The sequence below is a fragment of the Pseudoalteromonas sp. C2R02 genome (assembly GCF_018860845.1).
In the GTDB taxonomy this organism is placed as follows: Bacteria; Pseudomonadota; Gammaproteobacteria; order Enterobacterales; family Alteromonadaceae; genus Pseudoalteromonas.
The window spans coordinates 56196-68054 of sequence record NZ_JAHKQC010000011.1; the positions used below are offsets into that span (position 1 = coordinate 56196).

The 11859-nt window shown below is 32.9% G+C and carries 10 protein-coding genes; 5 read left to right on the top strand and 5 right to left on the bottom strand.

From position 1 onward, the window contains the following. The first annotated feature begins 78 nt into the window (after positions 1-78). From KO527_RS02365 to KO527_RS02380, 4 genes are all read left to right on the top strand, one after another. Positions 79-2820, top strand: a complete 2742-nt coding sequence (locus tag KO527_RS02365; RefSeq protein WP_216038778.1) for a PAS domain-containing hybrid sensor histidine kinase/response regulator — start codon at positions 79-81, stop codon at positions 2818-2820. After that, positions 2817-3161, top strand: a complete 345-nt coding sequence (locus KO527_RS02370) for an Hpt domain-containing protein (protein ID WP_216038779.1) — start codon at positions 2817-2819, stop codon at positions 3159-3161. The genes KO527_RS02365 and KO527_RS02370 overlap by 4 nt, the downstream gene beginning before the upstream one ends. Beyond that, positions 3151-4329: a response regulator gene (locus KO527_RS02375; protein ID WP_216038780.1), complete on the top strand. Its 1179-nt coding sequence runs from the start codon at positions 3151-3153 to the stop codon at positions 4327-4329. The genes KO527_RS02370 and KO527_RS02375 overlap by 11 nt, the downstream gene beginning before the upstream one ends. 274 nt (positions 4330-4603) lie before the next feature. Beyond that, the gene (locus KO527_RS02380) at positions 4604-6409 is read left to right on the top strand and encodes a pre-peptidase C-terminal domain-containing protein (RefSeq protein WP_216038781.1); all 1806 of its coding nucleotides are present in this window, start codon (positions 4604-4606) and stop codon (positions 6407-6409) included. Positions 6410-6451: 42 nt separating this feature from the next. Here KO527_RS02380 and KO527_RS02385 read toward each other — a convergent pair whose 3' ends face one another. Further along, positions 6452-7357 (bottom strand): LysR family transcriptional regulator, encoded by a 906-nt coding sequence (locus KO527_RS02385; RefSeq protein WP_216038782.1) that lies wholly within the window; start codon positions 7355-7357, stop codon positions 6452-6454. 87 nt (positions 7358-7444) lie between these two features. Here KO527_RS02385 and KO527_RS02390 point away from each other — a divergent pair, with 87 nt between their 5' ends. Then, a complete protein-coding gene (locus KO527_RS02390; protein WP_216038783.1) occupies positions 7445-8014 on the top strand; it encodes a cytochrome b/b6 domain-containing protein in 570 nt (189 codons plus the stop codon). Positions 8015-8055: 41 nt separating this feature from the next. Here KO527_RS02390 and KO527_RS02395 read toward each other — a convergent pair whose 3' ends face one another. The 4 genes from KO527_RS02395 to KO527_RS02410 all read right to left on the bottom strand — a co-directional run bounded on the left by KO527_RS02395 (position 8056) and on the right by KO527_RS02410 (position 11734). Continuing rightward, complete coding sequence (locus KO527_RS02395) at positions 8056-8895, bottom strand: helix-turn-helix domain-containing protein (protein ID WP_216038784.1); 840 nt, start codon at positions 8893-8895, stop codon at positions 8056-8058. 55 nt (positions 8896-8950) lie between these two features. Further along, positions 8951-9757 carry a GNAT family N-acetyltransferase gene (locus KO527_RS02400; RefSeq protein WP_216038785.1) on the bottom strand — a complete coding sequence of 269 codons (807 nt, stop codon included), beginning with the start codon at positions 9755-9757 and terminating at the stop codon, positions 8951-8953. 99 nt (positions 9758-9856) lie between these two features. Beyond that, a complete protein-coding gene (locus KO527_RS02405) occupies positions 9857-10069 on the bottom strand; it encodes a hypothetical protein (RefSeq protein WP_216038786.1) in 213 nt (70 codons plus the stop codon). Between the two features lie 312 nt (positions 10070-10381). Continuing rightward, positions 10382-11734: a hypothetical protein gene (locus KO527_RS02410; RefSeq protein WP_216038787.1), complete on the bottom strand. Its 1353-nt coding sequence runs from the start codon at positions 11732-11734 to the stop codon at positions 10382-10384. Positions 11735-11859: the final 125 nt, after the last annotated feature.

Consider the following 11859-nt stretch of genomic DNA (forward strand, 5'->3'; position numbering starts at 1 on the left):
AAAACTGTTCTTTTTTCACGCAATCATAAAAATTGTAATAACCCTGCTATAGTTTATTTATACAAAGGAGCTGTGAATATGAAAAGCATCTTAGAGTATGAAGCTGCGGTACTTAGTTTAAATAAGTTTAATCAAATTATTAAAGTTAACCAGTCTCTATGTGAGCTATTAAACTTAACCCAAACACAACTAACATTAACCTCATTGGAATCAATTTTTGAGTATGACAACCCTCTGTTTAATATGTTTATTTCAAACCAACAACAGTCGTTTTCATTAGAATTTCATGATGTGAATAAAAGATATTTTCTACTTATTAAATTATATAAAGAGACCAAAAACCAGCAATATACATTTTCATTAATCGAAATTTCACATCAAACAAATTTAACAACTGATACCAATCCTGAACATGATATTACCATGTTACATAATGCAATTAGCGGTGCCAACATTGGTATTTGGCGCTACAATATTTCAAATGAAGAAGCCTACTTTTCTCATACTTCTAAAACGCTTATAGGCGTCGATACCACCACCAACCTTTCATGGAACGAACTATTACAAATAGTTCACCCAAACGATCGAGGATTATTTGAGATTTTTTTTGATAATCATTTGAAGTTCCAACTCTTACTTGATTTTGAATTTAGAGTAATCGTCAATAACAATATTCAATGGCTTCAAATCAGAGGTGAAGTTACCGAAAACAAAACGGGTCTTCAACATATATATGGCACACTTCTAGATTGTACTGCCGAAAAAGAAATGGTGATTGCACTTAATGATGCAAATGAAAGTAAAGCCCTTGCTATGCAAGCAGGTAAAATTGGTACTTGGAGAGCTTTTAAAGAAAAAAATGTATGGAGTTGGGATTGGGATCAACAATCAAATAAAATCTTCAAATTAGAACAAGAAGATATTGGTCAATTAGAGCGCTGGGCTGAAAGAATTCATCCAGAAGACTCATGCAAAGTTTTAAAAGCGCTAGAAGTGTCTTTAGAAACAGGTAAAGAATTTGATGAACAGTATCGAGGAGTTTTACCTGATGGAGAAATTATTTATGTTTACGCTAAAGGCGTTGTAGGTAAAAATATAAATGGTGAAAACTGCAGAATTGATGGTTTTTGTGTTGACCAAAGTGAAATTTTTCGTGCGAATGACAAATTAACTCAATTAAATTTAGAATTAGAACAAAGGGTTGAATCAAGAACATTAGAACTCACACAAGCCACTAAAAGAGCTGAAAAAGCAAATCAAACAAAATCAGACTTTCTTGCAATGATGAGTCATGAATTACGTACACCTATGAATGCCATAATAGGCTCTTTAGAGTTACTCGCTCTGTCGACAAAAAACTACGAAGACAAAGACCTCATTAATACAGCGTCGGTATCCGCACACAATTTAATTTCAATATTAAATGATATTTTAGACATTAATAAAATAGAAGCTGGCAAACTAGAAATTGAAACAATCCCTTTTAATCACAATGAGATGATAGATAACGCACTAAAAACTTACACAGCGATAGCGCTTGAAAAAAATATCAACCTCTCGATTTTCGAAGATACAGTTATGCCGAACATTATAAAAAGTGATGAGGTTAGGATCAGACAAGTTATTTTTAATTTAGTTAGTAATGCAATGAAGTTTACAGCTGGTAATAATCAAAAGTTAAAAGATGTCACAATTGATATTAAATGGAAAAGGATAGAAAGTAGCTTATTTCAAATAGTTTATGATATTAGTGATACCGGAATAGGAATAAATAAAGAAACTCAAAAAAAGCTATTTTCTCCTTTTATCCAAGCTGAAAAATCGACAACTAGAAAATTTGGCGGAACAGGTTTAGGCCTCGCAATATCAGGGCAACTAGTAGATATGCTAGGAGGTTCAATATCTCTAGACAGTACTGAAGGCAAAGGATCAACGTTTACCGTATCAATCCCTATCTGGCATACGCAAACAAACGCTCCAATACCTAAGAAAGTTATATATGAATCAGTAAAAATTATATATTTTGATGAATTAAATTTAAAAAAATCATCCCAATTAATTTGCCTTATATCTTTATATTGCGAGCAAGTAACATGTATGCATGCCGAAGATGTTAGCCATTTAAACGATGCTTCTCTGATCATCATAATTGATAACCAAGTTACTGAACACATGAAATTTTATGAAAATCTAATGCTAATAGATCAAATACACAAGCTCGTATTTTGTGAGCTGTTACAGCAAGTTAGTTTTCAATCGTTATTACCCGATTTTTTAATCTCATATATACAGCCTCAAACAATCAAATCCATTGAAGATTTATTATTACACAGTAAAGAAAACCAAGAAAAAATAAATAATGATTTAAATATAGAAGATTTTGATCTTGAGTTGGATGACAGTGATTTTGACTTAGAACTGATAGATCAGCCTAAAAATCACTTTAAGTCTGGTATTTTACTTGTTGAGGATAACAACATTAATCAAAAGCTCATTTTAAAACAACTCAACCAACTTGGTTACGATTGTGATATCGCAAACAATGGTAATGAAGGTTTTGATGCCTGGCAGTCCCAAGATTACAGTTTAATTTTAACTGACTGCCATATGCCGGAATTAGATGGATATGAAATGACAAAAAAGATTCGGGTACTTGAAAATGAAAAAGGATTAAGCGAAGTGCCTGTCATAGCTGTAACTGGAGCGGCTATGCAAGGAGATAAAGAAAACTGTTATACCTTTGGCATGAACGACTTTATTAGCAAACCTATCACATTGAACAATTTAAAATCTGTTCTCAATAAATGGTATGTCTCATGATGAAACCACTTCAAATATTAAATAAACAAACCCTAATTGATATACTTGGTGATGAACCTAGTGAGCATTTAAAGTTTATTGCTAGCTTTTTAACGCAAGCACAAGAAAGCCTAAAAAAACTAGTCCAGTTATATAATAATAATGATTACTTAAATATCCGTGGAGAAGCCCATTATTTAAAAACCTCGGCAAATGCCGTAGGTGCAGAGAAAGTGGGAGACATACTTCAGCAACTAGAAGAAAACGCCAATAAGTCACATAAAGCAAAATGTAAAATACTGATCCAACATATTAATGTAGAAGTAAAACAGTTATATTTGGAGTTTAAAAATGACAGATAACCGACTAGTATGCAGACATCCAAAAATTGTTTTAATATATCAACATGAAGATGATATAAGCTGTTTACTACCTATTATTTTAGATGTAAATAGAGAGTTTAGAGTCATCGCCAATTCAAAAAAACTACAAAGCGACATAAAACAGCTAAACCCCTGCGTTGTTCTTTTTGCCTTAGACTCAGTATTACAAAGCACCAAAGTGTACTTAAACCTTGTAGAAAAAAAAGTATTGAGTACCAACCATTACAGTATTTTATTATGCAATAACAAGGAGTCTGGATTATCGTTTCAATCATGTATCAAAAAGTTATTTAATAACTACTTTGTTTTTCAGCCTCTATATGAAAAATTGAGATTAAAACTAGTCATACATGAAGGTTTAATTAAATGTCAAACTACTTACTCTTTTGATGAAAAACAGGCCGAGCAACTTAACAAACAAAATGAAGAATTTACACAATTACTAGAACAAGGCGCGCAATGTCGTAAAGATTTAGTGAACACTTTACAAGAAAGTAAAAATAACTTGCCTGTAAAAAGCATTGACCCAATTGACACCGAGCAAGTAGCTAAAAATAAATTATTAGATGAAATCAATAAAGATCACTTAATTCCTTTATTTCAATTATTAGAATCCAATATCTCAGATTCAATAAATTCACTTCTTGAGATGATGACCAAACAACACCTTAATACTACTAATACTAAAAATACGCATTTAATCAATCATTCAAGAGCAGAAAATACAAAAGAAGTAGTAGAGTTATTAGCTAAAATGAAGCAACAAGAAGTGCTTCCACCACCTGATAAAACAATTTTAATTGTTGAAGATAACCATATTTACAGAGAAATGATTTCGAGTATTTTACAAAAAGAAGGTTTTATTATAGATGAAGCAGAGGACGGGCTTAAAGCCATTAAAAAAATTAAAGAAAATGAATATACATTAATAATCATGGATTTATTTATGCCTAATCTTGATGGCTTAAATACAACCCGACATATAAGAAAACTAGAAAATGGCAGTAAAACCCCTATTATTGCTTTATCTGGAAATAAAAGGAAAGAACTAGTACAGAAGTGGGCCTCTCATGGTCTCTCTGGCTATATTATGAAACCCTCAACGAAGAGTGAGATCCTTCAAACTGTAGATAAGGCTCTAACTTAATAAGCTACATGATAGATCATATAAATAAAGCTTCATTTATTTCAATTTTATATGATCAAAAAACTAAAATATGCCAATTTTAAGCCAAATCTAAAAAACTCTCATATATTAAATTCTATTCAAGATCTAATCATTTATTAGTACCCAAAAGTAAAACTTTATTTACAAATTTAAAATTATTGAAATAAAAAACATTTAAACATCAACTTGATAACATTTTTATAACCTTTATTATGCTTGTCCCATTTCAGGGTAAGCACACAGGACAATAATAATGAATAAATCAATAATTAGTTTAGCAATACTTGCTTCAGCTAGCGTCAATGCACAGCAAACACTGTTTGAAGTACAATCATATAACACACCAATGGCGCTAGAAATTCATCAACAAAGCCAAACAACACTTTCATCATCACATTTTGAAATTGCACTATCAACGCACTCACTAGCCATTCCAATTAACGGTAATATGGTGTCATTTACTAAACAAAATGCCTCTATGAGTACAAGTGGTAATACTGTTTGGATTGGTAATAATCAAAATGGTGATACAGTGACATTAGTACAATCACCTATGGGCGTAACTGGTACAATTCGTTCTGACAATACCTTATTCAAAATCGCACCAACTCAAAATGGCGAACATACCATTACTGAGATAGATGAAAAACATATTCCAAATGAGCATCATGAAGGGTTTAGTGAAAGCGTACAAACACACCCTACTGCACTTAATTTTAATAGCGTGATTGAAACTGATTTCACTGCCAATGCAACTGCAGCAACATCAGATATCAAGTTATTAGTGGTATATACCAGTGCTGCAAAATCTAAAGTGACGGATATCAACAGCTTAATTGATTTAGCAATTACAGAAACCAATACCGGTTATTCAAATTCAGGTGTAAACGCTACTGTTTCACTTGCTCATAAAGCACAAGTGACTTACACAGAAGCAAGCAATTCAAGTACTGACTTAACACGTTTAGCAGCAACAAATGATGGTTATATGGATGAAGTGCATACATTACGTGATCAATACGCTGCAGATGTGGTTGTATTGGTTAATGATGTAAATGGCTATTGTGGCCAAGCTGATGCAATTGGTGCCAATGCATCTTCAGCATTTGTAATTGTAGATTATGATTGTGCTACAGGTTATTACTCTTTTGGTCATGAAATTGGTCATTTACAAGGAGCAAGACATAATCCAGAAAACGATCCTACTACAACCCCATATGCATTTGGTCATGGTTATCAGGATCCACAATCTCGCTGGCGCACAGTTATGGCGTATAACTGTACTTCAGGCTGTACTCGTATCAACTACTGGTCAAATCCAAACAAAACCTACAATGGTGATGTAATGGGCACAACCACTAAAAGTGATAATGCACGTGCGCTAAACTTAACATCTCCAGCTATGGCAAGCTTCAGAACAGGTGTTGTTTTACCTCCTGAAGTGACTGCACTTGAAAATAATACAGCTATCGCAATCAGTGGCGCAAAAGACAGTGAAACATCATATACATTTAGCGTACCTGCGGGGGCTTCTAATATTTCAATCTCAACGTCAGCTGGTACAGGCGATGCGGATATATATGTGAAAAGAGGCTCAACAGCAAGTAAAAGTAATTATGATTGTCGTCCATATGAGTCTGGCAATGTTGAAAATTGCCCGCTAACACAAAGTGGTGAATACTCAATTATGGTTTCAGGATATGCAGCTTATAGCGGTGTTAATTTAATTGGTTCTTACCAACTAGGTGGTACAACATTACCTATTACTGTTTCAGAATCAAACCTATCTGATGCTAAAAGTGGCTGGAAGTATTTCACTGTAGATGCACCAGCTAATGCTACAAGTATTAAAGCCGTTTTATCTGGTGGAACCGGTGATGCTGATATTTACATTCGTAAAGGCTCACAACCAACAACTAGTAGCTATGATTGTCGTTCATGGAATACTGGTAATAGCGAATCTTGTGAAACAGCCATTACAGCTGAATCAACTTGGCATGTGGGTGTTAACGCTTATGCTGCTTACACAGCTGCAAACTTAGAAATCACAGTAAAATAACAGCTATAAATAATATAAGAAGTCATTAAACTGGCTTCTTATTTAATTCATAACTTTTTCACCCCATTTAACTAAAGCTTCTACAAATGCTTTTAACTTCGCTGGTTGCCCTGCTCTAGATGGATAAACAATATATAAAGATGTCGGTTTTATTTTTATATTCGTATTTATCTCTAAAAGTTCACCTGCTTTTAATTCTTGTTTGATCATATTTTTTGATAAGATACCAAAACCTAAGCCTGATTTGATAGCTTGTTTTACACTGCTCATACTATTTACTGCAAGGCGATGTTTTAGTGTTATTTTTTGATCTTGCCAATAAATGGTATCAATTTTAGCCTCTTCATTATTACTGATACTAATACCAACACTAGGTATACTTTTTAATTCAAATGGCATTTTTACTAATCCATAATTTTCAATATAATACTTACTCGCCACAGCCACTAATTGGGCTTGATATATTTTTCTATAAATTAAACTGCTGTCTTGTATTTCTTCATTAGATGATCGAATAGCAATATCAAATTTTTCTTTGATCAAATCTACATTTTTATTTGTTTGAATTATTTCTAAATTTATTTTTGGGTACTGTTCTAAGAATGGTGTGATCACAGTTGGCATCCAAAACTCTACCAAATCATGAGGTGTGCTAACTCTAATATTACCGGCGGGAATATTGCTGAGTTCAGCTATAAAATCATCTCCCATTTTTAGGGACTCAAGTGCCGATTCGCAAAACTTTAAATACTCAGCACCCGCATCAGTTAAATTTACTGAACGTGTAGTGCGTTGTAACAATCTTATTTTGAGCCTTGATTCTAATTGAGATATTTTTGAACTTACTGTCGATTTTTCAATATTTAAACGCTCTGCAGCGCGAGTAAAGCTTTTTAAATTAGCTACTTGGGTAAAAATATGTATTTGGTTCAGGTCATTGTTCGCCATAGAAAACAATCTTTTATAAAATTCACTAATTATCATTTTAATTTAAACAATCATAATATGAAAATTAAAAATATAAGAGTAAATATTATGAAATTAAATAAACAGATAGATTTCACAATTAATAATAAGTTCGATAAAATTCAGAAGTTATTACACTGGAGTATGGCCTTTTTAATTTTATTAATGCTATTTGCATTAATTGGCTTTGCTAATGAAATGACGACAGAAGAGCATAAAGAAATGTTAGTAGGCCATTCAAGCATCGGGTCTATTATCAGTATTTTATTGTTATTTAGAATAATAAAACGTTTTACTAAAAACCCTAAAACAGCTCAAACTAAGCAACCTAAATGGCAAGTGATTACAGCTAAAGCGGTACATTTTGGTTTATATTTATCTATGATTTTAGTGCCTGTTACAGGATATTTCACTGCAAGGTTACATGAATTACCCGTTATGGTTTTTGGTTCTTTTAAAATAAATGCCTCAGCACACGTATATAGTGAGTCAAACTTTGAGTTTATGAGAAATAGCCATGAATTTAGTATTATTTTATTAATCTCATTAATAACTATTCATATTAGCGCAGCTATCTGCCACAAAGTAATTCTCAAAGATGATGTTCTAAAGGCTATGTTACCTGAATTTAAAAAGTAAATGAGCGTTAAAAACATAAATGCTGTATCCAAATACAACATTTACTCTCTAGGTTGAACGCCACCATAAATATCTATGGCTAAGTCTCTTTGATTTGCATAGTTTTCAGGTGTTGAACCTATGATTTTTTTAAAATAACGAATTAAGTGGGGTTGGTCGCTAAACCCAAACTGATGCGCAATTTGAGCCCAATCTATATCTGCAGCTTCACGTTGATATAAATATTCCAGTATGGCTTCTAAACGGTTCATTGATTGGCACTGCTTTAATGTAAGCCCTGTAACCCGTAAAAAACTACGTTCAACAGTTCTTTGCGAGCAATTTAACTTTACGCCGATTTCAGATATTTGTGTATGCGTTAATAAATCAATCGCATGATTTGTCAATAAGCTATGTTTATCTTCAAAACCATTATCTAACCATGAAAATAACTGGTTATCTAATATATCACCGCATTGCTGAGGAGCTGTATTTGCATACGATAACAGTGCAATTTGGTCATCATCTACTTGCTTAAAAATATCAGATAATTGTGCATTGAGCACTTCATCTATCACTGGCTGTTGGTGATTAATGCCCAGAGAATATAATGCGCCGATATGAAATTTAATGCCTATTAACTGCAAAGGTTTAGAATGGTCAAGCAACATAGTTTGTGTATATGGCAATATCCAATGACAGCCTAAACCATTAAATTTCTGCACACCTAAATCATAACTGTAGGGCTGTTTATTAGTCGTAATAATAAATGTGGCAGCTGGATCTGGATTTAATTTAGGATATATATGTTCAACACACTCTGTGTCTTTATCTAAAAACCAATAACAATCAACGTATTTAGCCACTTGTTTTGATTGTGGTTTCAACATCCATTTAATCATGACAAGCTAGCCTATAATACATTTCACTTTTCCCTAAACGACACATAAGCCCATATTAAACTTCAAATTGAATAATGTGATTTGATGAATAAAAACCAGCACCACTAATGGCTTTTTGCGCTGCTATATTCGTTTGTCCAGTTGAACAAATAGGTTTTAAACCTTTTTGCTGTGCATGATTTATTAAAAAATTTAAAACTGGAGTTGCCATACCTTTTCCACGTTCAGATTCAGCCACGACCATACCTAAATCAGCATAGCCTATTTGCACGTCATCAAAAACACGGCACTCGCCAACAGCAATTAAACTATCACCTTGCCAATAACCAAACAACTCTGTTCTAGAGATTAAATTATCATAATAACCTGTTACCCACTGCTCTGGCGCACCGATATTGTTTTTAGCAAATTCAACAAAAGTCATTAGTTGCTCAGCCTGTGCTGGTACCATAAATAACTTAGTATCTTGTGCTAAGTCATTATCTTTATGATACATCAAAGCATTAACTTTAGATTGAGTAAAATTCTTTAAACAAAGTGATGCATAGTCTGGTTCAGCAGTACTCACAAATGCTCCTTCTACCTTACCTGTAATATCAAATTTGCTCATTACAACTTGTGAAAATATTTCTGATTGAAACTGCTTATATTCTTGAGATATATAAAACTGTAATAAAAACCCATCATCGTTAATACAACAATACCCTATCAGTATTTTATCTTGATAAAAGCCAAAGTGCTTTGACATTGGAACAAACCCACATAACCACATGCCATCAAGTGCCGCCGTTGTTTGTGCTAAATATTGTTTTTTAAAGGAAGAGAGTAAGCCAATATTTTCAATAGTTTTAATTTCTAACATGTTTAAATTCTTATCATTGAGCTTTTAATGACACATATTTTAGTGCTAGATTATTATGAATGATTGAATAAAAGCGACAGACTTATATTACAGAATCATTTAATTTTCACTTTTATCTTTCTCTCTCATATGCTCAGCTCCCTTTTGATACTCTTGGTCTAATTGTTTCTGTAAATCTGCTAATTGTTGTTTCAATTTTGAATTATCAGCGTTATCACTGGGTAGACTTGCCATCAACGCCTGTAATTCTTCAATTAAGGCTTCAATTTCATTAATTTTATCGCGATCTATTCCTAATCTTTGATCTAACATAGCTTGGCGTAAATCACTAAAAGTAGCCCTTTCCTTTGTTGGAGTTGTTGTGAGATTGTTTTTAACTGAATTATTGGCTAAATGCGTATAAGTATTTTCAATCTGTGATGTTTTATCACTGGGTATGTATCTGTCATTCTTTAATGATTTATCATTTGATTGATCGATATTTGTGGGATAATTACTTTTTTGAAATCCAGTTACCGTTCGTGCACCACTAAGTCCATTTATATTAATTATAAATCACACATTAATTGAAGTAATTTAAAATGAGCAAAATACATACCAATAGCTTATTTGTAACAACTTACTTTAAGGCGACATAATTTGTTTACGCATGTCATATCCTTGCTCATCATTAATACGAATTCGCCCCCAAAAAGATTGTGTTACACCTAATGTAGCTAGCACAGGATCTACATTAGGAAAACTGCGCGTTAATGCTTGTTTTTCAAGCAATTCGCTGAAGATTCTAGTCTGTGAGATTAAGTCTAATTTTGCAGTTAATCGCTCAGCAGACCATTGGCCAACCTCATTTATACAACAATTTACAAACTGATTCATAACTGAAAATAATGTTTGATTGGTATGTGTTCTTATCGCCACATCAGCCATAAAAAAGTATGCAGTTCCACCCCAATAATAATGTTGTGTGGCATTTGTTTGCCTGAGGTTTAAGCCGTTATCAGCTCTTTTTCCACGATTAAAACCACTCAGTAGCTTTTGCCATCCTTGCGATGAAGTCGTTATTTTAGCTTTAGACCTTAAAACAACTTGGTAATAAGTGGCTAAACCTTCAGATAACCATAAGTCTTCGGTTTGTAAACTAGGTAGATATAAATGACTTAATTCATGAACTGCGGTCCAGTCTTGATAAAAATCATTTATATCTCTGAATTCATCAACATAAAAATGCACTGATGCACCACCTCCCCTTTGCACTTCAGCCCAAGGTACCGCTTCTCTTTGTGACCCCTTCGCAGCTAAAATAATTTGCACCGGCCTTTGTGGAAATAACCCAGTATGCGTATCTAAAATCTCAGCAGTATCACTAATCCATTTTATATATTCATTTAATCTTTTTTTATCATCTATCCCAATTAAAGCGATTTCTATTTTTGCATTTTTCACATTTAAAGATGCGATATGTACCTGACCTATGACAGTCTTACTTGACTGACTTTTTGGGTAACGTGGCAAAATATAATGATTATTACTTTTACCTTTGTGTACTTTTGGCCAAGGAGCTGACACTTTATGCTTGCGGTGTTCAAAGTGAAATTGAATTTTAACTTGGTGCTCTGTATTGGGATAAAGCAACCAATCACGATTATCAATTAACACCGTTTTATTATCATGGACCAGTGATTTAGTTAGGTCTGTTTGATAACTAACACAATCCCCAGTCGAAGTATCAGATAAATACAAACGTCCTCTATATAGTTTTAGGTTTTTGCTAGGTTTTGACGTACTGTGCTGTGTTAATGATTTAATATATTGACTTGATCGACTTCGCCCTAAAGCATATTGGCTGGGCAAGTTTTTGTCAGAACATATCTTTACATCTAATTGTTTTAAGTTTTTATTCACTAACACATGATAATTTATGCTGGCATAGGTATAAAAAAAAGGGTTAAAACATAAAATACAAATCCAGTAACGCATAAAGCCTCCTTTATAAACACTACTTTTTAAAAATAAGATAACTATAACTATGCGTAAAGGAGGTATTTGTTACAAAAGTTTTTTCGTCGCAATTAGCTTGGGTAATATTTAATTTTTATTTATAT

Coding starts and splice junctions, on each gene's coding strand:
- KO527_RS02365 (WP_216038778.1), top strand. CDS start 79: ATGAAAAGCATCTTAGAGTATGAAGCTGCGGTACTTAGTTTAAATAAG.
- KO527_RS02370 (WP_216038779.1), top strand. CDS start 2,817: ATGATGAAACCACTTCAAATATTAAATAAACAAACCCTAATTGATATA.
- KO527_RS02375 (WP_216038780.1), top strand. CDS start 3,151: ATGACAGATAACCGACTAGTATGCAGACATCCAAAAATTGTTTTAATA.
- KO527_RS02380 (WP_216038781.1), top strand. CDS start 4,604: ATGAATAAATCAATAATTAGTTTAGCAATACTTGCTTCAGCTAGCGTC.
- KO527_RS02385 (WP_216038782.1), bottom strand. CDS start 7,357: ATGGCGAACAATGACCTGAACCAAATACATATTTTTACCCAAGTAGCT.
- KO527_RS02390 (WP_216038783.1), top strand. CDS start 7,445: ATGAAATTAAATAAACAGATAGATTTCACAATTAATAATAAGTTCGAT.
- KO527_RS02395 (WP_216038784.1), bottom strand. CDS start 8,895: ATGATTAAATGGATGTTGAAACCACAATCAAAACAAGTGGCTAAATAC.
- KO527_RS02400 (WP_216038785.1), bottom strand. CDS start 9,757: ATGTTAGAAATTAAAACTATTGAAAATATTGGCTTACTCTCTTCCTTT.
- KO527_RS02405 (WP_216038786.1), bottom strand. CDS start 10,069: ATGTTAGATCAAAGATTAGGAATAGATCGCGATAAAATTAATGAAATT.
- KO527_RS02410 (WP_216038787.1), bottom strand. CDS start 11,734: ATGCGTTACTGGATTTGTATTTTATGTTTTAACCCTTTTTTTTATACC.